Here is a 20,771-nt window from a genome sequence, read left to right as displayed (position 1 = left end):
CGACGACCACCGCCTGCGGCGGTCGACGAGTTAAACGAAAGCCGCGGTTGTCGGTCCCACTCCGCAACCGCGAGCTGCTTTGAAGAGGTTCTACCGTGGCATTGACCGTCCTAGGCCTGTCTGGCGCCGTAAGCCATGACCCGTCCGCCGCCCTGTACATCGACGGCAAGCTGGTCGCGGCCGTCGAGGAAGAGCGCTTCGTGCGCGACAAGCACGCGAAGAACCGCATGCCCTACGAATCGGCGAAGTTCTGCCTGGAGCAGGCAGGGATCGAGCCGGCCGATGTCGACGTGGTGGCGATTCCCTTCGCTCCCATCAGCATCATGGAAAAGGCCCGCTGGCACTACGCCAAGCGCTACGCCTACGCGCCGGATCGCGCGCTGGATGCGATCCTGCTCGGCAACCGCCGCTACAAGCGTTACTACAAGCGCATCGAGTGGTGCCTGCAACAACTCGGCTTCGACCTGAAGAAAATCAAGATCCAGCCGGTCGAGCACCACCTTGCCCACGCCTCCAGTGCCTACCATTGCTCGGGGTTCAAGGAAAAGACCGCGATCCTCGGCATCGACGGCAAGGGCGAGTACGCCACCACTTTCTTCGGCTGGGGCGAGAACGGTCGGATCCACAAGATCAAGGAGTTCTACGATCCGGATTCGCTGGGCGGCCTGTACGGCGCGATCACCGAGTACCTCGGCTTCGACATGCTCGACGGCGAGTTCAAGGTCATGGGCATGGCGCCCTACGGTGACGCCAGCAAGTACGATTTCTCCCGTCTCGCCAAGTTCGAGAACGGCGAACTGGTGATCAACACCGATTATGCCAACGTCATCGGCTTCCGCCGCTACAAGGAGAAAGGCAAGGGCTACTACTTCTCGCCCAAGCTGATCGAGTGGCTGGGGCCCAAGCGCGAAGGCGACATCGCTGACGATCCCTACATCCATTACGCCGCGAGCATCCAGGCGCTGTTCGAGAAGCTCGCGCTGGAGATGATGGACTACTACCTCGGCGATATCATCCGCGAGACCGGCAAGGTCGCTTTCGCCGGCGGCTGCGCGCTGAACGTCAAGCTCAACCAGAAGATCATCTCGCGCCCCGAAGTGAAGGAGCTGTTCGTCCAGCCGGCGGCCAGCGACGCCGGCACCGCGGTCGGCGCGGCGGCCTACGTGTCGCACCAGCGCGGCGTGCCGGTGGAGAAGATGGAGCACGTCTACCTCGGCCCGGAGTATTCCAACGAGGACGTCATCGCCGCCTGCGCCCGTCACGAGGCCAGGCCGCAGTGGCAGAAGATCGACAACCGCAGCCGGCGTATCGGCAGGATCCTTGCCGACGGCAACCCGGTGGCCTGGTTCCAGGGACGCATGGAGTTCGGTCCGCGTGCCCTCGGTGGCCGCTCCATTCTCGGCTGCCCGAGCGTGCCGGGCGTGGCCGACCGGATCAATGCGCAGATCAAGTTCCGCGAGCGCTGGCGGCCCTTCTGCCCGTCGATGCTGGATACCGTCGGCCCGCAGATGTTCAAGATCGACCACCCGGCCCCGTTCATGACCTTCACCTTCGAAGTCAACGAAGAGTGGAAGGAGCGAGTGCCGGAAGTGGTGCACGAAGACGGCACCTCCCGCGCCCAGGTGCTGAAGCGCGAGTACAACCCGCGCTACTACGACCTGATGAAGGAACTGGAGAACCTCACCGGCAACGGCGTGGCCCTGAACACTTCGCTCAATCGCCGTGGCGAACCGATGATCTGCTCGCCGACCGACGCCCTGAACATGTTCTTCGGCTCCGATCTGCAGTACCTGATCATGGAGGACATCCTGGTCGTGAAGGAGGGCGTGGACTGGTATGACTCGGTCGGCTGAACCTCGCGTCCTGCAGTTCTGTCACGGCTACGACGGGCCTTTCCTCGACTGTGCCCGTCAGTACGCCAGCCTGTTCGCCGGAACCCCGTACAAGGTCACCACGGTGTTCCTCACCGGGCGTTCCGATCCTGAGGTGGCGGCGCGTTGCGCCTCCGACGAGGTACTGTTCCTCGAGTACGGCTCCAGGGACATCCGTGGCCTCAAGCTGAAGGCGATCCGCGACTTGCGCGAGATCGCCCGTTCGCGCGACTTCCGCTTCTGCATCGCGCACCGCTTCAAGCCGATCTGGATCGCCAGCCTGGCCACTCGTCTGCCGATCGTTGGCGTGCACCACGCCTTCGGCGATTACCAGCGGTTGTCGCGCAAGGTCTTCGCCGGCCTGATGAGCAAGCGCCTGAGCCTGCTGGCGGTGTCCGACGCGGTGCGCGACGATATCCGCCGTTGCCTGCCGAAGTGGCCGGCGGAGCGGATCGAGACGCTCTACAACCGCATCGACGTCGCTGCGCTGCAGGCCGAGCAGGTCGAGCGCCTGAGTGCGCGCCGGCAACTGCGCCTGCCCGACGAGGCCTGGGTGGTCGGCAACGTCGGCCGCCTGCATCCGGACAAGGACCAGGCTACCCTGCTGCGCGGCTTTGCCGCCGCGCTGCCGCGCCTGCCGCAGAACAGCCTGCTGGCGATCCTCGGCAGCGGCCGCCTGGAAGAGCAGCTCAAGGACCTGGCCTGCGAACTGGGTATCGGCGAGCGCGTGCTGTTCCTCGGCCAGGTCGAAGAGGCACGGCGCTACTTCAAGGCGTTCGACGCCTTCGCCCTGAGTTCCGACCACGAGCCGTTCGGCATGGTCCTGCTGGAGGCCATGGTCGCCGGTGTACCGCTGATCGCCACCGCCTGTGGCGGCGCCCGCGAAGTGGTGGAAGGGGTCGGCATCCTCTTCCCGCTGGGCGACGAGACGGCCCTGGCCGAGGGCCTGACCCACCTGGCGGCGCTTGACCGCCGCCAGCGCGAGGCCTGTGCGCGGCTCATGCTCGAGCGCCTGGAGACACGCTTCTCCGACGCTGCGGTGCGCCGCGAATTCTGGCGCCTGCCGACGATTGCCGGCTTCGCTTCGGAGTCTGCATGCTGAACAGGTTGCGCGCCTTCCGCGAACGCGGTTGGCGCGAAGTGGACGCGCCGACCTACGCCCAGGCCTGGCAGCGTTTCGGCGGCAGCGTCGCGACCCACCCGCTGGTGGTCGAGCAGCTCGCCGAAATGGCTGGAATCCCGGTGCGTTACCTGGGTTGGGAGAGCGCTGGCGAACTGGTTGCGGCGATCCCGACCTGGGGCCGCCACCTGGCGTTGTCCAAGGACGTGCTCAAGCGGCGCGGCAAGAAGGGCCTGTACGACCTGGGCAACGCCGAACTGATCCTGCCGGTGGCCGACGATGCCCGCATCGCCCTCCGCCATGCGGGACGCTACCTGTCGGCGCTGCATGAGCGGAACATCGTCACGCTGCGCCCTCAGACCGAGCAACTGGCTTTCGCTCGCGCCCCCGAGGATTTCTCCAAGAAGTTCCGCTATAACCAGCGGCGCGAAGTGCGCCTGGTGGAGGAGGCTGGTGGCCAGGTGCGCCAGGCAGACAGCTTCGCCCCGGCCGAGTTCGCCGCCATCTATCTTGAACTGTTCCAGCGTCGCTGGGGTTTCCCGGCCACCGGCGCGGAGCGCATGGCCGAGGTCTTCGAGCGGCTGCGCGAATTGCTGCGCGGCTCGGTCCTGCTGCTTAACGACCAGCCCATCGCGGTCCAGGTACTGTATCGCGCCGAAGCGCCGGGCTGGCTCAGCGTCGAGTACATCAACGGCGGCGTCGATCCGCAGACCCGCGAGTTCAGCCCTGGCAGCGTGCTCAGTTACCTGAACACCCAGGCCGCCTGGGAGGATGCGCGAGCGCTGGGCAAACCCCTGCGCTATTCGTTCGGTCGCGCCGACCGCGAATACAAGGATCGCTGGTGCCATCCTTCTCCGGTCTTCCAGGTCTGAAGCATGAGCGCACGCAAGCAGCAGTTGCTCAAGCGTCATCGACGCAACAAGCGGATCGGCCTACTGGTTGCGCTGCTGGCATTGCTGGCCGTCGGTCTGCTGGTCAGCCCCTGGTTGTTGCCGATCCTCCTCGTGGCCCTGTGGGTCGCCCACGAAGCCTGGTTCGCCGATCACCTGTTCTATTCGTCGGGCGAGGACTACCGCTACCGTTTCGCGGAAGGGGTCGAGTCGCTGCCGGTACGCCTGGCGGATGGCCGTCTGCGAGTCGACGGCGAGTTGCGCGAAGGCGATACGCTGGTGCTTGGCATCTGCGTGCGCGCTGGCTGGCTGGGGCGTTTCCTCGAACCCTCGGTGCTGCTGGAAGGTGGCGCAGAGGCCGATGCCCAGGCTTTCGAACGTGGGGTGAACGGCTTGCGCTACCTGAACCTGACGGGACTGGCCGGGCCGCTGGGCGAGGGCCGGATTCGCCTGCGCGGCCGGCATTGCCGGCTGGTCGGCGAACCGACCCTGTGGCGTGCGCGCCATCCCGACTACCGTGAGCGGCGGGTGATGGTCATCGCTCCGCATGCCGACGACGCCGAGCTGGCCGCCTTCGGCCTCTACAGCCAGGCTCGCGAGGCCTGGATCGTGACCCTGACCGCCGGCGAGATCGAAACCGAGCATTACCGCCGCATGGGCCTCGACGGAATAGCTGCGGCGCGCCTGAAGGGTCGCCTGCGCGCCTGGGATAGCCAGGCCGTGCCGACGTGGGGTGGGGTGCCGGCCGAGCGCTGCGTGCAACTGGGTTATTTCTGTCTGCAATTGCCTGCCATGCAGGCGAACCCGGGCGAGGTGGTGCCGTCCCGTGAGGCCGATCTCGCCGATATCCGTCCGTTCCGCCAGTTCAACCGCCTGCGCCTGGCCAGCGATGCCGACGGCCTGTCGACCTGGAACAATCTGCTGTCCGATCTCCGCGAGCTGATCCTGCTGGCACGTCCCGAGGTCATCGTCCTGCCTCATCCGCATTTCGATCCGCACCCGGACCATGTCCGCGCCCAGGAGGCTGTGCGCGAGGCGCTCCAGGGCCTGGACTGGCAGCCGCAGGCATTGTTGCACTATGCCAATCACCTGCACGACAACGATCGCTGGCCGATGGGCGATGCGCACATGGGGGTCAGCCTGCCACCGCTGACCGAAGAATGCTCGCCGTTGCTGCCATGGACGCTGGCGCTGGAGCGCACGCGCCAGGTGGACAAGGCCATGGCCTTGGGCATGATGCACGACCTGCAACCCAGGCTGCCGTTCAAGCGCCGTCTGCGCCGCCGTCTGCAGGGCTGGCTCGCCGGGCGTCGCTGGCCGGCTTACGGCGAGGACGAGTTCATGCGCAAGGCGGTGCGTCGGCACGAGTTGTTCTGGGTGGAGTCGCTGGATGGGGAGGCGTGATGCTTGGGTCGAGCGTTCGGCAAGGTTCGAGCCGCCATGCTGCTTCGGAGCAGCCGCGAGGATGAAGGTCTGATGAAAGTTCTGTTTCTGGTCCAGAAAGAGCAGCGCGCGATCCTGGATCGCCTGTACGACGGCATCGCTGCCCATTGCGAGTGCGATACCCGCTGGCTGAGCAGCGAGGAGCAGGCCGACCTGCGCGGCTACTTCCGCAACCACGTGGATGTCTCGCGCTACGACCGCATCCTGTTCTTCCTCCGTTTCAAGAAGGAAATGCGCCAGGTCCGCTTCATCCGCAGCGTGCCCAACCTGGTGATCCTCGAGCACGATGCCTACCAGAACTACATTCCCTGCAAGTACACCGGCAAGTTCAGCGCCCATTACCGGCGCCTGCCCTGGGCACGGGTGATCAGTTCGGGCCATACGGTCAGCGAACGCCTGCGCCAGGAGGGATTCGACGCGGTATTCGTGCCCAAGGGCTACGACCAGACCCTGTTGCATGACCTGGGCCTGGCGCGCGATATCGAGCTGGGCTTCGTCGGCAGTACCGGCAGCGTGGCCTACAGTGGACGCAAGGCGCTGCTCGACGAGTTGGGCGGAGTGGAGAACCTGCTGGTGACCAAGACCAAGTCCGGCGAGGAGTACCTGCGCACGCTCAACCGCATCCGTTTCTTCGTCAGCGCGGATGTCGGCATGGGCGAATACATGATCAAGAATTTCGAGGCGATGGCCTGCGGTTGCGTACTGCTGGCCTACGACCAGGGCGAGCGGGAAAACGAGGCCTTGGGTTTCCGGGACATGGAGAATATCGTGCTGTATCGCTCGGTGGCGGACATCCAGGAAAAGCTCGCGATCCTGCGCCTCGATACGGCTCTCGCCGAGCGGATCGCGCGAAGCGGCCAGGCGCTGGCCATCGAACGATTCAGCTTCGCCGCTGTCGGTCAGAGTATCGTCGAGGCCATGCGGCCCGCGTTGCGCGAGCCGGAGCGTCCCGGATGGCTGGAGAAGACCTGGCGACGTATTTTTACCTGAGAGTAGCAGCCGAAAAGAGCTGGGGCTTCAGGCGTGTTTGCTATTGTTCAGCTTGTTTTTCCGGGCTGGGGGGAGGTGTAGGACCGATGAAGATCGCAGGATCGCTCATGCATGTCTGGCGCTTTGAATGGGGACGTGAAGGACAGGTAAGGTTGTAGTTATGGCGCTCGTCGATGATGGTTCGCAGCCATTGGTTTCCGTGATCATCGCTTCCTATAACCACGAAAAGTACATAGAAGCGAGCATCGCCAGCGTGGCTGCGCAGACATACCGCAACGTGGAACTGCTGGTGGTGGACGATGGTTCCAGCGATGGCAGCGTCGAGCTTTTGCGCGGGCTCCAGGCGAAGTACGGCTTCGACCTCAGGGTCCAGCAGAACCAGGGACTGTCGAGAACGCTCAACGAGGCGATCGCCAGGGCCCGGGGAAATCTCATCGTGCCTTTCGGTTCGGACGACATCATGCTGCCGCAACGCCTGGAGAAACAGGTGGCACACATGTGGGACAAGCCCGAGGTAGGTATCTGCGCGGGCAATATCGAGATCATCGATTCCAATGGCCGGGTCATGCCGGGAAAGGAGCAGCGCAAACGCGACCTGCCTTTCCGCCGTCTCGACTTCGATGACCTGTTCCTGGACCGCAAGCCGGGCCCGATGGCGCCCACCCTGATGTTCCGGCGGGAAGCCCTGGAGAAGGTCGGCGGTTTCGATCCGGACATACGCCTGGAAGATGTCTATATCGAACTGGCGGTGACCAAGGCTGGCTACGTCATCGACATTCTTGGCGAGGTCCTCGCCCAGTACCGCAAGCATCCCACCAATACGTACAAGAACGCCCGTTTCATGGTGGACAACGTATTCAAGACGTACAGCCAGTTCAGCGATCACCCCGATTACGAGCAGGTGATCATGCGCTTCCGCAATTCGATGTTCCTCAAGTGCTCGAACCGGGACAAGGTACTGGCCCGGGAGCTGCTCTCCGGCTTGCCGCTGAAGTACTGGAACGAGAAGACCTTCCGCGGCATTGCGCGGCTGTTTTTCTCCTGATCGCTGATATCGCCGCACTCAAGGCGCGGCGATATCCTCACCGCGCCTGCTGGCGGCGAACCTTTGCTGGATCCACAGCGCATACAGCAGCGCCATGGGAATCCAGATCAGGAACCAGTGTTCCTTGGGACGGGGCAGGAAGGCGTTGCCCTCCGTGAGTCCGGCTGCCAGGCCGAACACCAGCCAGGTCGAGGCTAGCAGAACGGCTGGAGACTTCCGGTTTTTCCAGGAGAAGCCGAAGGCCAGTGCGTAGATCGCCACCCACAGCAGGAGCCCGATGATCCCTCCAGCGAAAAGCACACCCAGTTCGATGTTGTGCGGGTCGGCGAGCAGCATGCCGTTGCTCAGGACGATTCGCATCGGATGATCGTAGCCGTGTCCGAGCCATGGATGCTCGCTGATCTGGCGTAGGGCGTCGGCCCAGATTTCCGGGCGGAACGATGCCCCTCTCTGGGTGATCACTTCCGGGTACAGGATGTAGCCCAGTAGCGCTCCAGCCAGGGCGAGTGCCAGGGCGATGAGGGCTTTTTTCCTGTCTCCGGCCAGGACCAGCCACATAAGGGCCGCTGTGAGCCCTACCAGGGGAGTACGTGAACCGGTCGCGATGAGAAGGCCACCGAGCAGCGCCAGAGATATCAGTGGCAAGGGGGCCAGGATGGGGCGGGATTGCATCCAATAGGCCAGCCAGAGTGCCGTGAAGGCGCCATAGACATGGGCGCTCAGTAATGGGTTATAGAGAGCGCCATAACCGGTAAGGCGCAGCGGGTTGGCGTCCCAGTAGTATTGCAGCAAGGTGGCTGCCGCGGAGATCACCGCGCCAAGGGCAGCCAGCCAGGTCGCGGTCTTGAGGCGGAGGGGAGCTTCGAGCGCCAGGATGGCGGCGCAGAAGAACAGGAGGGCGATGTACAGGGGGCGCTTGAGCAGCGAGCCGGTGGAGTTCTCGGGGGCCGACCAGGACAGGCTCAGCATCATGTAGCTGCTGAAGGCGAGGAAGGCGATGAACAGCGGCGAGCCCGTTAGCGGGCGAAGCAGACGCGGTTGCAGTATCACGTACAGCAGCGTCGGGGCTGCAAGCAGGATGTAGAAGAGGCGATGGTAGTCGGAGCGGTCGCCGACCCAGAACATTCCGGTGAGCAGGGCCAGCCAGCCCAGCGGCAGGATCCAGTGGCTGAGGATGCGGCTGGTATCGTGGCGAAGACGGGTCAGTCGGGTAGCTGCGAACATTCCTTGCTCAATCCAGTTGCAGTTGCTTGAGGAGCTGCTCGAGTGTCCAGTGGACCTGGCTGCTGCGGAGATAGGACTTGAGCACCAGGTGCTCGCTGTCGTCGAGGAACCAGGTTCGATCCTGTTCGTAGCGCAGCAGGTGCTTGAAATTGCGAATGCGCTGGGCGGCGCTGAGCGCCGAGCGCTGGACCCGCAGGTCGGCGATGTCGATCAGGCCCATCCGGCCTTCCGGCGTGCGCACCACGTTGCCCAGGTGCAGCGAGCGGAAGTACACCCCCTTGGCGTGCAGCGCGGCGATCAGCTCGCCCAGTTGCGTCCGGACTGCGTCGCCGCACTCCGGGTCGTTGCGGTCGAGTTGGCGGAGGGTCTGCCCCGGTAGCGGCTCGTAGTGCACCGCGTCGCGCTGGATATGTGGGATCCGCAATACGTCCAGCACCTTCGGGCAGACGATGCCGCGCCGCGCCAGTTCGCTGGCGTTGCGGGCGAAGCGCTCCGCATAGGGGAACAGGGCTGCGGAGGAAATCAGGCGCTTGCGGCGAAACAGTTTGAGGAAGGACCCGTCGCGCAGACGCAGAACCTTGTCCCCATGACCATCGGCTTCCAGCACTTCTGCGTTGTCACGCAACTGCAAGTAGGAGGGGTAGTCTATGACTCGCATGCGAGCTCCTGAACGAACGGCCCGCCATCTTACCCCAACACGCCTTCCAGGCGGAGTGATGGAGGTCCTGTGCTACACTCCGGGACCTTTTCAGCATGTAAGAAACCATGAGCGATAGTCCTCAGAATCCCGGACCTTCCAGTCTCAAGATCTATTTCCGCCTGTTGGGCTACGTGAAGCCCTACATCGGAATGTTCCTACTCAGCATCGTCGGTTTCCTGATCTTCGCCTCGACCCAGCCGATGCTGGCGGGCATCCTCAAGTATTTCGTCGACGGCCTCTCCAATCCTGACGCGGCATTGTTTCCGAATGTGCAGTGGCCCTGGTTGCGCGACCTGCACCTGGTCTACGCGGTGCCGTTGCTGATCATCCTGATCGCTGCCTGGCAGGGGCTGGGCTCGTTCCTCGGCAACTTCTTCCTCGCCAAGGTTTCCCTGGGGCTGGTGCATGACCTGCGGGTCGCCCTGTTCAACAAGCTGCTGGTGCTGCCGAACCGCTATTTCGACACGCACAGCTCCGGTCACCTGATCTCGCGCATCACCTTCAACGTGACCATGGTCACCGGAGCGGCCACGGATGCCATCAAGGTGGTGATCCGTGAGGGCCTGACCGTGGTCTTCCTGTTCCTCTACCTGCTGTGGATGAACTGGAAGCTGACCCTGGTGATGCTGGCGATCCTGCCGGTCATCGCGGTGATGGTGACTACCGCCAGCCGCAAGTTCCGCAAGCAGAGCAAGAAGATCCAGGTGGCCATGGGCGACGTCACCCACGTCGCCTCGGAAACCATCCAGGGCTACCGGGTAGTGCGCAGCTTCGGCGGCGAAGCCTATGAAGAGAAGCGCTTCCTCGACGCCAGCCAGAGCAATACCGACAAGCAGTTGCGGATGACCAAGACCGGCGCGGTCTACACGCCGATGCTGCAATTGGTGATCTACGTCGCCATGGCGATACTGATGTTCCTCGTGCTGTGGCTGCGCGGGGACGCCTCGGCCGGCGACCTGGTGGCCTATATCACCGCGGCGGGCCTGTTGCCCAAGCCGATCCGCCAGCTTTCCGAGGTCAGTTCCACGGTCCAGCGCGGCGTCGCCGGCGCCGAGAGCATCTTCGAGCAGCTCGACGAAGCGGCGGAGGAAGACCAGGGTACCGTCGAGAAGGAGCGGGTCAGCGGGCGCCTGGAAGTGCGCAACCTGAGCTTCCGTTATCCCGGAACCGACAAGCAGGTGCTGGATGACATCAGTTTCATCGCCGAGCCCGGGCAGATGATCGCCCTGGTCGGCCGTTCCGGTAGCGGCAAATCGACCCTGGCCAACCTGGTTCCGCGCTTTTACCAGCACAATGACGGCAAGATCCTCCTTGATGGCGTTGAAGTCGAGGATTATCGCCTGCGCAACCTGCGCCGCCACATCGCCCTGGTGACCCAGCAGGTCACGCTGTTCAACGACAGCGTGGCCAACAACATCGCCTACGGCGACCTGGCTGGCGCGCCGCGCGAGGAAATCGAGCGGGCGGCGAAGGCTGCCAACGCCAAGGAGTTCATCGACAACCTGCCGCAAGGCTTCGACACCGAGGTCGGCGAGAATGGCGTGCTGCTTTCCGGCGGCCAGCGCCAGCGTCTGGCGATCGCCCGGGCGCTGCTCAAGGACGCGCCCCTGCTGATCCTCGACGAGGCGACTTCGGCGCTGGACACCGAGTCGGAGCGGCATATCCAGGCGGCGCTGGACGAAGTGATGAAGGGGCGCACCACCCTGGTGATCGCCCACCGCCTGTCGACCATCGAGAAGGCCGACCTGATCCTGGTGATGGACCAGGGGCAGATCGTCGAGCGCGGCAGCCACGCCGAGCTGCTGGCGCAGAACGGCCATTATGCGCGGCTGCATGCGATGGGACTGGATGAGCAGGCGCCGGCGCCTGTCGGCTGATAAACTGGGCGTCTGCCCCGAGAGGTTGTTTGGAGTTCCCATGAAGTTGTCCATGCCCCGTTTCGACCAGGCCCCGGTGTTGGTGGTCGGTGATGTGATGCTCGACCGCTACTGGCATGGCGCGACTTCGCGCATTTCGCCGGAGGCCCCGGTGCCGGTGGTCCGCGTCGAACAGCACGAGGACCGCCCCGGCGGCGCCGCCAACGTCGCGCTGAACATCGCCGCGCTGGGCGCGCAGGCCTTGCTGGTCGGCGTCACCGGCCGCGACGAGGCCGCCGACAGCCTGGCCAACAGCCTCAAGGCCGCTGGAGTGGACGCGCGCTTCCAGCGCATCGATAGCCAGCCGACCATCGTCAAGCTGCGGGTCATGAGTCGCCACCAGCAACTGCTGCGGGTCGACTTCGAGGAACCGTTCCGCACCGACGCGGCGGCCCTGGCCGTGGACGTCGAGTCGCTGCTGGCCAAGGTCAAGGTGCTGGTGCTGTCCGACTACGGCAAGGGCGCGCTACAGAACCACCAGGTGCTGATCCAGGCGGCGCGGGCGCGCAACATTCCGGTACTGGCCGATCCCAAGGGCAAGGACTTCGCCATCTATCGCGGCGCCAGCCTGATCACCCCGAACCTGTCCGAATTCGAGACCATCGTCGGCCGTTGCGCCGACGAAGCCGAACTGGTCGCCAAGGGCCAGGCGCTGATGAGCGAACTCGACCTCGGTGCCTTGCTGGTGACCCGCGGCGAGCATGGCATGACCCTGCTCCGCCATGGCCAGCCGGCCCTGCACCTGCCGGCGCGGGCGCGGGAAGTGTTCGACGTCACCGGTGCCGGCGATACGGTCATCTCCACCCTGGCCGCGGCGCTTGCCGCCGGCGAGGAGCTGCCGTCCGCGGTGGGCCTGGCCAACCTGGCCGCCGGCATCGTGGTCGGCAAGCTGGGTACCGCGGCGATCAGCGCGCCCGAACTGCGTCGCGCGGTGCAGCGCGAGCAGGGTTCCGAGCGTGGCGTGCTGGGCCTGGAGCAATTGCTGCTGGCAATCGAAGACGCCCGCGCCCACGGCGAGAAGATCGTCTTCACCAATGGCTGCTTCGACATCCTTCACGCCGGCCACGTGACCTACCTCGAACAGGCGCGCGCCCAGGGCGACCGCCTGATCGTCGGGGTCAACGACGACGCCTCGGTCACTCGCCTGAAGGGCGTTGGCCGGCCGATCAACTCGGTGGACCGGCGCATGGCGGTACTCGCCGGGCTCGGCGCGGTGGACTGGGTGGTGAGCTTCGCCGAAGACACTCCCGAGCGCCTGCTCGAGCAGGTGCGTCCGGACGTGCTGGTCAAGGGCGGCGATTACGGCGTCGAGCAGGTGGTCGGCGCGCAGATCGTCAAGGCCTACGGCGGCGAGGTACGGGTGCTCGGCCTGGTGGAGAACAGCTCCACCACCGCCATCGTCGAGAAGATCCGCCAGCGCTGATTCCCGTTAACAGGTTCTTCCCGCTTCACGCCGACCCCTGGCCCTGTGGCTGGATCATTGATGTTCCAGCCAAGCCTGGAACATCAATACATTCCAGAGCGGGCCTTGCCAGTTTCTTTTTCCGCTGAGATGCTCCTGCCAGGCTCGCCGAATCGGCTCCGGGCGCAGGTAGCCCTCGCGTCTCAAGCGTTCCTCAGCCAGGAGGCTTTCGGCCCACTCCCGCAACGGTCCCCGCAGCCAGGTGTCCAGAGGGATGGCGAATCCCATCTTGGGACGCTCGATCAGCTCCCGGGGAACGTGCTGGTAAAGAACCTGGCGCAGCAACCACTTGCCGTCGTTATTTCTGATCTTCAGGTTCAGTGGCATTTTCCAGGCGAGTTCGACCACGCGATGATCGAGGAGCGGGACGCGGGTTTCCAGGCTAGTGGCCATTGCGGCGCGGTCGACCTTCGCCAGTATGTCATCGGCCAGGTAGGTCCGGGTATCCATGGCCATCATCCATTGTTCGAAGCTTTCCATCTCGGGGAGGCTGTCAAGATTCCAAAAGACGGAAGCCGATTCCTCGCTGCCGATGACGAGGTTCGTAGGCTTCTTCCAGTGGCTGACCAGATCCTTGTAGAAGTCCTCTTCACTGGAAAACGCCATGAGACCGGCGAGCTTCTGAAGCTTGTCTCCTGGTGTGCGCAAACGGTACTTCGAGGGTAGCAAGGGGCTTGCGAGAGAGAACAGGCTGTCCCACATCGCCGGTGGCAGAGCGCTCAGCAGTTTTGCGAGCGTCATCCTGGCAACCAGTGGAAGCTGTTGCAACCTGTTCCATGCCTGGCATGCCGTGAGATAGCGATTGTAGCCGGCAAACAGTTCATCGCCACCATCGCCGGTGAGAGCGACCGTTACGGATTGCTTGGCCAGGCGACTGATCAGGTAGGTCGGTATCTGTGAGCTATCGGCGAAGGGCTCGCAGTAGATGCCGGGAAGACACGGCACCACCGCGAGTGCGTCTTCGGCCCTGACGTAAAGCTCGGTGTGCTGGGTGCCGAGATGCTGGGCGACAGCCTTGGCGTGTTCCGCTTCGTTGTAGCCGGGCTCGTCGAAGCCAATGGTGAACGTCTGTACGGGCCGGGAATGCCGAGCCTGCATAAGGGCCACGATTGTGCTGCTGTCGACGCCACCGCTAAGGAAGGCGCCAAGAGGTACGTCACTGAGCATTTGCGAAGTAACGCTGGCGGACAGTTGCCGGTGCAGGGCATCCACGGCCTCTGAGTCACTTCCCTGGAATGGCTGATGGATCCCTTGTGCGATGACCTTGCTCAGAGACCAGTAGGGGAGCGGATCCATGAGTTCACCTGGCGTAGCATTAGCCAGGTTCAATTGAATGTAATGCCCGGGCGGAAGTTTTTTTATACCTTTGTAGATGCTGTTGGGAGTGGGGCAATATCCAAAACGTAGAAATGCTGCAAGGCTGTCTCTGTCGATCTCTTTTTGGAACTCTGGGTGTACGGTCAGGGACTTTAACTCGGAGGAAAACAGGAAGCAGTTTCCCTGCCACCCATAATATAAAGGTTTTTCTCCTAGCCGGTCACGAATGAGGAAGATTTTACTCGTTTCTTTATCGAAAAGTGCGAGGGAAAACATGCCAGTGATATTGGATAGGGTTTTCTCCATACCCCAGACGGAGAAGCAGGCAAGCAGCGTCTCGGTGTCGGAATGCCCCCTCCAGGGATGCGGTCCGAGCAGGGCACGGAGTGCCAGATGATTGTAGATCTCCCCATTGAAGACTATGACGTACCGTCCGCATGCAGACGGCATGGGCTGATGTCCGGCCGTCGACAGGTCCTGTATGGCCAGGCGGCGGTGGCCGAGCGCCAGGCCGATGGAATGATCCAACCAATATCCTTTGTCATCGGGGCCACGATGAATGATCTTGTCCGTCATCTGGCCAATGATCTGTACCATTTGGGTCTTTTCAGTGTGTCTTTGGATAAATCCACTGATACCGCACATTTTCTTTACTCGTCGACGGGAATGGCTTGGGGATGACGCGGGAGGGGGATGGCAAGAAGTGGGATTGTATTTAAAGGTTTTACTTAGGGAAGAGGATAAGCCTGCAGTAATTTCATGCTTTTAAAGAAAATTCCTACCGATTGGTTTTGGTTTCGGCGGGTGGGATACCTCAGGTGACCGATATTCGTGATTATCCTTGCCCAATCTGAGAATTAAATGCCGTGGTCGTCGGGCAAGTCATCTTCAAAGCTTTAAAGAGTGTTAAGAAGTGTAAAGTCAGCGCGCGCCTTTCTGCTTTCCCTGAGTTTCCACGGCTAGAATCCGCTGTTCTGAGGGATGGCTTCCGGCAGAATGCCGACCTATCCGGGCAGGTGACTGGCTGGTCTGACAAGTTTTCCCGGCGAGACGGTCATAGGCGCTGCCCATGCGGCGGCGCATGATCCGGGCATCCCATCCTGCGTGGAGCAAGATGCCCATGAGCACCGATGTACAGGGCCGTGCCCTGGCTGTACTGAACCGTGTCGCCCAGGCCGACTGGCCGGATCGCTTCAATCTTCGCAAACCCTTCGAGAAACTGCTCTACAGCGGCAGCCGTACCGGCTTCCGCCTGGCCAGCGAGCGTTCGGCGAAGCAGGCGAAGGGACCGCGCAAGGCCGATCCGGACGGGTTGTTCGACCTGTCGTTCTCCGACGACCAGCAGATGCTGGTGGACATGCTCGAAGGCTTCGCCCTGGAGGTGTTGCGTCCGCTGGCTCATGACGCGGATGCCGAGGCCAGCCTGCCGGCGGAACTGCTCAACCAGGCGCTGGAGCTGGGCCTGACCCACTATGGGGTCGGCGAGGTGCACGGCGGCATGGCCGGTGAGCGCACCACGGTGACCACTGCCCTTATCGCCGAGGCCCTGGCCAAGGGCGACCTGACGCTGGCGGCGGCCCTGCTGGTGCCGTTGTCGGCGGCCAACTGCATCCGCCGCTGGGGCAGCCCCTCGCAGCAGGCGCAGTGGCTGCCGGCGTTCGTCAGCGAAGAGGGGGCGCCGCTCACCGCCATCGCGGTCAACGAGCCGAGTCTGCTGTTCGACCCGCAGAAACTGGCGACCCGCGCCCGGCGCAAGGGCAGTCACTACCTGCTTTCCGGAGAGAAATGCCTGGTCCTGCGCGGCCTGGAGGCCAGCCGCCTGATCGTCGCGGCGAAGACCGACGAGGGGCCTGCGCTGTTCCTGGTGGAAGCCTCCGCCAAGGGCGTCGAGCGACGTGCCGAGCCGGCGATGGGACTGAAGGCCGGCGGCACCGCCCGGTTGCGCCTGAAGAGCGTCAAGGTGCCGGCGGACAACCGCCTGGCCGCCGAGCATTTCGACTACCGGGCCTTCCTCGATCACGCGTCCCTGGCCTGGTGTGCCCTGGCGCTGGGCACCGGACAGGCGGCGCTGGACTACGTGATCGCCTACTGCAACGAGCGTGAGGCCTTCGGCGAGCCGATCAGCCATCGCCAGGGGGTCGCCTTCATGGTCGCCGACATCGCCATCGAACTGGACGCCATGCGCCTGATGGTCTGGCGCGCCTGCGCCCTGGCCGAGCGCGGCCAGCCGTTCCAGCGCGAGGCTTACCTGGCGCGGCTGCTGTGCGCCGAGAAGGCGATGAAGATCGGCACCGACGCGGTGCAGCTGCTCGGTGGCCACGGCTTCACCAAGGAGCATCCAGCCGAGCGCTGGTACCGCGACCTGCGCGCGGTAGCGCTGATGGCCGGCGGCCTGCACCTGTGAACCCGAGCGAGTGCGCGGTCCGCCGCGACGAGTGAACGAGGAATCGACATGTACCTGGAAACCCCGAAGAAATTCCGCAGCCTGGCCAACCAGGCGCATCAGGTCGCGGAAAACTATTTCCGGCCGATCTCGCGCAAGTACGACAAGGCCGAACACGCCTATCCGAAGGAGCTGGACCTGCTCGCGGCCTTGCTGGACGGCATGAACAGCGGCTCGCCCGAGGCTGTCGGTGCGACCTCGGCGAGCAAGCGCGCCGGCAAGCAGGTAGAGGAGGGTATCAAGAACGGCGGCAACCTGTCGGCGTTGCTCGGCGTGATGGAACTGTGCTGGGGCGACGTCGGCCTGCTCCTGGCCATGCCGCGCCAGGGGCTGGGCAATGCGGCGATCGCCGCGGTGGCCAACGAGGAGCAGTTGCAGCGCTTCGGCGGCACCTGGGCGGCAATGGCGATCACCGAGCCGGGCTGCGGCTCGGACTCGGCGGCGATCCGCACCACCGCGACCCAGGATGGCGACCACTATGTACTGAACGGCGAGAAGATTTTCGTCACTTCCGGCGAGCGGGCCGATGCCGTGGTGGTCTGGGCCACCCTGAACCGCAACCTGGGGCGGGCGGCGATCAAGTCCTTCGTGGTCGAGAAGGGCACGCCGGGGATGACCGTGACGCGCCTGGAGAAGAAGCTCGGGATCAAGGCTTCGGATACCGCTTCGATCAGTTTCAATGATTGCCGGGTGCCGGCCGCGAACCTGCTGGGCAACGCCGAGGTCGACGTGCAGAAGGGTTTCGCCGGGGTCATGGAGACCTTCGACAATACCCGCCCGCTGGTGGCCGGCATGGCTGTCGGGGTGGCCAAGGCGGCGCTGGACCGGACCCGCGAATTGCTGAAGAAGGCTGGCTGCAAGTTCGACTACAGGAAGCCGCTGCTGACCGTCAGCCACGCCGAGGCCACTCTCTATCGCCTGGAGGCGGAGTGGGAGGCAGCGCGCCTGTTGACCCTGAAGGCGGCATGGATGGCCGACAACAAGCTGCCCAACTCGAAGGAAGCGTCCATCGCCAAGGCCAAGGCTGGACGGGTGGCCAACGAGATCACCCTGAAGTGCGTGGAGCTGGCCGGCGCCCTCGGCTACGCCGAGGATGAGCTGTTGGAGAAGTGGGCGCGGGACTCGAAGATCCTCGACATCTTCGAGGGCACCCAGCAGATCCAGCTGCTCATCGTCGCTCGCCGCCTGCTCGGCAAGTCTTCCAGCCAGTTGAAGTAGAAAGGGCGGCAAAGCCCGCCCGGTTCAGGCGCTGGCGCGGTCGCGCCCACCGCCGGCCTGGTCGCCGTTGCTGGATGGCCACAGTGCCAGCCAGTCGCGGAAACGGATGCGTTCCTCATGCACCAGCCAGCCGTCCTGTACGGCAAAGCTCTCGGCCAACCACAGGCCGCGGGTGGCCGCAGGGCGCAACTGGCCCTTGCGCAGGGTGAACAGGTCGCCGGTGGGGCGCCCCTGGTCCAGCGGCAGCAGGTAGAGATCGGGGCGCCGACGGTCCAGACGCGCCACCAGCGGACCGCTCTCGAGCCGCTCGTCGACATGGTAGAGGCTCGGCTCGCGCGCATCGCGCGGCAGCTCCAGGCGCATGTCGTAGACCAGTTGCAGCGAGGCCGTGGGCAGGTGTACGTAGGCGCGTGGGCGCTCCAGCAAGCGCAGGCTGCCGGCTTGCACCGGACGGGCGGCGCCGGACAGCGGGGTGAGGACGAAGTGGCTGTTCTCCCGGTAGCGCAGCGAACCCTGGTAGGGCGTCGGCAGCCAGGTGTCGCCGAAGCGCCCGCCGAGCCAGCCGCCGGCGGTCTCCACCAGGCATTCCTCGGCGACTTCCTGGATCGCCGTGAGCAGCGGCAGGTTCAGTTCGTGGGCCGGTACGTAGCCGGAGATCAGCTTGAGCACGGTATCGCCGCGGTCCAGCCGGCGCTGACGGACCAGCACCCAGTAGTCGCGGCCCTGCCAGTTCAGGGTCAAGCGCACCGAGACCCCCAGGTTGGCCAGCTCGGCGACGAAGCGCTGCGGGTCGGCTACCTCCATGCGGCGGCGGCGTACGAGCATCTGCTGGAAGTTCAGCGGCAGGCCGAGGGCCTGGTAGACCAGCCCGTCCGGGGAGGCCTCCACCAGCAGCGGCAGGGTCTTGAAGGCGGACGGATCCTTGCGGGCGAGCATACGGGGCATACGGGGCTCCTTGTCGGGTCATCGCGCCGGGGCGGGACGGAGGCTCACGTTCGATGCACCGGCCACCGGAGGCGAGGGCGGCAGGCAGGATACGGCTCGTTCGGGAGGAACATGGCAGCGGAATGCACCGCGGGTGTCAACCCGCGGATGTTGCAGCCGATGTATGGTTCAGGCCTTTTTCAGGGCTTGCGCGGCCATCGCGACATTATGGGCCAGGTGCAGCGGATTGATGGTGCCGACGATGGCGGCGGCGACGCCCGGCTGGTCGAAGACCAGTTCGAAGCTGGCGCGCACCGGGTCCTGTCCGGCGCCCAGGCAGGCATGCCCGCTGGCCAGCGCCTTCTTCACCAGGATGCCCTTGGCATGGGCCGCGGCGTACTCGATGACCGGGCGCTCGGCGCGCTCGTTCAGGTTGTAGGTGACCATCGCGCAATCGCCCTCGCGCAGGGCGCGCAGGCCACCTTCGACGGTCTTGCCGGAGAGTCCGTAGGCGCCGATCAGGCCCTCGCGCTTGAGCGCGGCGAGAGTCGGGTAGACCTCGCTGTTCTCGAGGATATCCAGGTCGTTGCCATCGGAATGCACCAGCACCAGCTCGATCCGCTCGGTCTCCAGGCGCTTCAGGCTGCGTTCGACGGAGCGCCGGGTATGCGCGGCGGAGAAGTCGAAGACTGACTGGCCGTCGACGAACTCTTCGCCGACCTTGCTGACGATCACCCAATGTTCGCGCTGGCCGCGCAGCAGCGGGCCGAGGCGTTCCTCGCTGCGGCCGTAGGCCGGGGCGGTGTCGATCAGGTTGATGCCGAGGTCGCGGGCCAGGGCCAGCAGGTCGGCGGCTTCGCGGTCGTCGGGGATGGTGAAGCCGGAAGGGTACTTCACTCCCTGGTCGCGGCCGAACTTGACGGTGCCCAGGCCCAGCGGCGAAACGGCCAGGCCGGTGTCGCCCAGCGGGCGGTGCAGGTCGTGGAGGGTATCCCTGATCATGCGAAGGCTACCTCCCAGGCCGGTTCGGCGAGCGGCGGACGCGGCAGTTGCGGCAGCGCGGCATGTTCGCTGGGGCGGATGCCGTCTTCTTCCAGGCGGGCGCAGACCCGGTCGGCGAAGTCAGGGGCCAGCGCCAGCTTGGTCGGCCAGCCGACCAGCAGGCGTCCCTGTTCGGCGAGGAAGGCGTTGTCCGGACGCAACAGGTTGGACTGTGCCGGCTCGGCGCGATCCACCCGCAAGGTGGCCCACTGCGCCTGGCCGAGGTCGATCCAGGGCAGCAGCTTTGCCAGTTCGCGACGCGCTTCGGCGATCTGCGCGGCTTCGTCGCGGGCCACGCCATCGGCTTCGGCGATGTCGCCGCCGAGGTACCAGACCGACTGGCCGTCGCGGGTCGGATGGGTGGTCACGGTGATCCGTGGCTTCGGTCCTGCCCCCAGGCAGTGGGCGTACAGCGGTTTCAGGGTCGCCGCCTTGACCATCACCATGTGCAGCGGCCGCCGCTGCATGGCCGGTTGTTCCAGGCCCAGTTCGCGGAGCAGCGCCTCGTTGCCGGCACCGGCACTGAGCACCACGCGCTGGGCACGGATCTCCCGGCCGTCGACGCACAGGCCGGCCAGTTCCCGGCCTTCGCGCAGCGGTTCGATGCGCTCGCCGGCGAGCAGGCTGTCGCCGGCCAGTTCCGCCAGGCGGCGAATCAGGTCGGGGACGTCGAAGACGATTTCCGTGAGGCGGTAGGCCTTGCCCTTGAACCCCTTGTCGCGCAGCGCCGGAGGCAAATCCTCGCCCTTGGCCTGCTCGACCCGGCTGCGCACCGCCTTGCTGGCGAAGAAGCTGGTAAGGCTGCCGGCCAGGCCGCCCGGCGACCACAGGTAGTGCGCCTCGGAAAGCAGGCGTACGCCCCGCAGGTCGAGTTCGCCGTCGCTGCCGAGACAGGCGCGCCAGCGCCGCGGCATGTCGGCGATGGCTTCGGAGGCGCCGGTCAGGGCACCATGCAGGGCGTACTTGGCGCCGCCGTGGATGATCCCCTGCGACTTCACGCTCTGTCCGCCGCCGAGGCTGGCGCTTTCCACCAGCACGGTGGCGTAGCCGGCCCGGCGCAAGCGGGCGTTCAGCCAGAGGCCGGCGATACCGCCGCCAACGATGAGGATGTCGGTGGAAAGGGCTTGGGGCATGGGGCTGCCTTATCGGGAACGGAAAGGGCGCAGT

General features: G+C 64.8%; 16 protein-coding genes. 10 read left to right on the top strand and 6 right to left on the bottom strand.

The genetic code is table 11. The features are described from left to right. Positions 1-95 precede the first annotated feature (95 nt). From AC1RB9_RS26190 to wapR, 6 genes are all read left to right on the top strand, one after another. Complete coding sequence (locus AC1RB9_RS26190; RefSeq protein WP_003095766.1) at positions 96-1,853, top strand: carbamoyltransferase family protein; 1,758 nt, start codon at positions 96-98, stop codon at positions 1,851-1,853. After that, complete coding sequence (locus tag AC1RB9_RS26185; RefSeq protein WP_003109898.1) at positions 1,837-2,973, top strand: glycosyltransferase; 1,137 nt, start codon at positions 1,837-1,839, stop codon at positions 2,971-2,973. The genes AC1RB9_RS26190 and AC1RB9_RS26185 overlap by 17 nt, the downstream gene beginning before the upstream one ends. Then, positions 2,967-3,863, top strand: coding sequence for an antimicrobial resistance protein Mig-14 (locus AC1RB9_RS26180; protein WP_003146348.1), 897 nt, complete (start codon positions 2,967-2,969; stop codon positions 3,861-3,863). The genes AC1RB9_RS26185 and AC1RB9_RS26180 overlap by 7 nt, the downstream gene beginning before the upstream one ends. A gap of 3 nt (positions 3,864-3,866) precedes the next feature. Next, on the top strand, positions 3,867-5,285 hold the full coding sequence (locus AC1RB9_RS26175) for a PIG-L deacetylase family protein (RefSeq protein WP_003457500.1): 1,419 nt from the start codon (positions 3,867-3,869) through the stop codon (positions 5,283-5,285). A 72-nt stretch (positions 5,286-5,357) separates the two neighbouring features. Then, positions 5,358-6,314, top strand: coding sequence for a glycosyltransferase family protein (locus AC1RB9_RS26170; RefSeq protein WP_003457498.1), 957 nt, complete (start codon positions 5,358-5,360; stop codon positions 6,312-6,314). 160 nt (positions 6,315-6,474) lie between these two features. After that, complete coding sequence (gene wapR, locus AC1RB9_RS26165; RefSeq protein WP_003116152.1) at positions 6,475-7,359, top strand: alpha-1,3-rhamnosyltransferase; 885 nt, start codon at positions 6,475-6,477, stop codon at positions 7,357-7,359. An 18-nt stretch (positions 7,360-7,377) separates the two neighbouring features. Here wapR and waaL read toward each other — a convergent pair whose 3' ends face one another. Next, positions 7,378-8,583, bottom strand: a complete 1,206-nt coding sequence (gene waaL, locus AC1RB9_RS26160; RefSeq protein WP_003457495.1) for an O-antigen ligase WaaL — start codon at positions 8,581-8,583, stop codon at positions 7,378-7,380. Between the two features lie 7 nt (positions 8,584-8,590). After that, on the bottom strand, positions 8,591-9,241 hold the full coding sequence (locus AC1RB9_RS26155) for a BUD32 family EKC/KEOPS complex subunit (RefSeq protein WP_003123591.1): 651 nt from the start codon (positions 9,239-9,241) through the stop codon (positions 8,591-8,593). Positions 9,242-9,348: 107 nt separating this feature from the next. On the opposite strand from AC1RB9_RS26155, the gene msbA reads away from it, so the two are divergent. Further along, on the top strand, positions 9,349-11,160 hold the full coding sequence (msbA, locus tag AC1RB9_RS26150) for a lipid A export permease/ATP-binding protein MsbA (RefSeq protein WP_003114544.1): 1,812 nt from the start codon (positions 9,349-9,351) through the stop codon (positions 11,158-11,160). Between the two features lie 40 nt (positions 11,161-11,200). Beyond that, on the top strand, positions 11,201-12,622 hold the full coding sequence (gene hldE / locus AC1RB9_RS26145) for a bifunctional D-glycero-beta-D-manno-heptose-7-phosphate kinase/D-glycero-beta-D-manno-heptose 1-phosphate adenylyltransferase HldE (protein WP_003123589.1): 1,422 nt from the start codon (positions 11,201-11,203) through the stop codon (positions 12,620-12,622). A 54-nt stretch (positions 12,623-12,676) separates the two neighbouring features. Here the strand turns inward: hldE and asnB are convergent, their stop codons facing one another. Beyond that, positions 12,677-14,623, bottom strand: coding sequence for an asparagine synthase (glutamine-hydrolyzing) (gene asnB / locus AC1RB9_RS26140; RefSeq protein ID WP_016253977.1), 1,947 nt, complete (start codon positions 14,621-14,623; stop codon positions 12,677-12,679). Positions 14,624-15,092: 469 nt separating this feature from the next. Here asnB and AC1RB9_RS26135 point away from each other — a divergent pair, with 469 nt between their 5' ends. Beyond that, positions 15,093-16,382: an acyl-CoA dehydrogenase family protein gene (locus AC1RB9_RS26135; RefSeq protein ID WP_003123588.1), complete on the top strand. Its 1,290-nt coding sequence runs from the start codon at positions 15,093-15,095 to the stop codon at positions 16,380-16,382. A gap of 48 nt (positions 16,383-16,430) precedes the next feature. Continuing rightward, entirely contained in the window at positions 16,431-17,639 is a 1,209-nt protein-coding gene (locus tag AC1RB9_RS26130) for an acyl-CoA dehydrogenase family protein (protein WP_003095742.1), read from the top strand. 24 nt (positions 17,640-17,663) lie between these two features. Here AC1RB9_RS26130 and AC1RB9_RS26125 read toward each other — a convergent pair whose 3' ends face one another. From AC1RB9_RS26125 to AC1RB9_RS26115, 3 genes are all read right to left on the bottom strand, one after another. Further along, positions 17,664-18,584 (bottom strand): hypothetical protein, encoded by a 921-nt coding sequence (locus AC1RB9_RS26125; RefSeq protein ID WP_003114542.1) that lies wholly within the window; start codon positions 18,582-18,584, stop codon positions 17,664-17,666. Positions 18,585-18,752: 168 nt separating this feature from the next. Continuing rightward, complete coding sequence (locus tag AC1RB9_RS26120; RefSeq protein ID WP_003457491.1) at positions 18,753-19,565, bottom strand: aldo/keto reductase; 813 nt, start codon at positions 19,563-19,565, stop codon at positions 18,753-18,755. Continuing rightward, complete coding sequence (locus AC1RB9_RS26115) at positions 19,562-20,737, bottom strand: NAD(P)/FAD-dependent oxidoreductase (RefSeq protein ID WP_003109889.1); 1,176 nt, start codon at positions 20,735-20,737, stop codon at positions 19,562-19,564. The genes AC1RB9_RS26120 and AC1RB9_RS26115 overlap by 4 nt, the downstream gene beginning before the upstream one ends. Positions 20,738-20,771: the final 34 nt, after the last annotated feature.

The sequence above is a fragment of the Pseudomonas sp. 20-5 genome, from assembly GCF_056782835.1.
This window is presented reverse-complemented; position numbering and strand designations above follow the sequence as displayed.

Excerpts from the sequence above, each read along its gene's own strand:
- AC1RB9_RS26185 (WP_003109898.1), top strand. The coding sequence starts at position 1,837 with ATGACTCGGTCGGCTGAACCTCGCGTCCTGCAGTTCTGTCACGGCTAC.
- wapR (WP_003116152.1), top strand. The coding sequence starts at position 6,475 with ATGGCGCTCGTCGATGATGGTTCGCAGCCATTGGTTTCCGTGATCATC.
- AC1RB9_RS26135 (WP_003123588.1), top strand. The coding sequence starts at position 15,093 with ATGCCCATGAGCACCGATGTACAGGGCCGTGCCCTGGCTGTACTGAAC.
- AC1RB9_RS26175 (WP_003457500.1), top strand. The coding sequence starts at position 3,867 with ATGAGCGCACGCAAGCAGCAGTTGCTCAAGCGTCATCGACGCAACAAG.
- asnB (WP_016253977.1), bottom strand. The coding sequence starts at position 14,623 with ATGTGCGGTATCAGTGGATTTATCCAAAGACACACTGAAAAGACCCAA.
- msbA (WP_003114544.1), top strand. The coding sequence starts at position 9,349 with ATGAGCGATAGTCCTCAGAATCCCGGACCTTCCAGTCTCAAGATCTAT.
- AC1RB9_RS26125 (WP_003114542.1), bottom strand. The coding sequence starts at position 18,584 with ATGCCCCGTATGCTCGCCCGCAAGGATCCGTCCGCCTTCAAGACCCTG.
- AC1RB9_RS26130 (WP_003095742.1), top strand. The coding sequence starts at position 16,431 with ATGTACCTGGAAACCCCGAAGAAATTCCGCAGCCTGGCCAACCAGGCG.
- AC1RB9_RS26120 (WP_003457491.1), bottom strand. The coding sequence starts at position 19,565 with ATGATCAGGGATACCCTCCACGACCTGCACCGCCCGCTGGGCGACACC.
- AC1RB9_RS26155 (WP_003123591.1), bottom strand. The coding sequence starts at position 9,241 with ATGCGAGTCATAGACTACCCCTCCTACTTGCAGTTGCGTGACAACGCA.
- AC1RB9_RS26170 (WP_003457498.1), top strand. The coding sequence starts at position 5,358 with ATGAAAGTTCTGTTTCTGGTCCAGAAAGAGCAGCGCGCGATCCTGGAT.
- hldE (WP_003123589.1), top strand. The coding sequence starts at position 11,201 with ATGAAGTTGTCCATGCCCCGTTTCGACCAGGCCCCGGTGTTGGTGGTC.
- AC1RB9_RS26115 (WP_003109889.1), bottom strand. The coding sequence starts at position 20,737 with ATGCCCCAAGCCCTTTCCACCGACATCCTCATCGTTGGCGGCGGTATC.
- AC1RB9_RS26180 (WP_003146348.1), top strand. The coding sequence starts at position 2,967 with ATGCTGAACAGGTTGCGCGCCTTCCGCGAACGCGGTTGGCGCGAAGTG.
- waaL (WP_003457495.1), bottom strand. The coding sequence starts at position 8,583 with ATGTTCGCAGCTACCCGACTGACCCGTCTTCGCCACGATACCAGCCGC.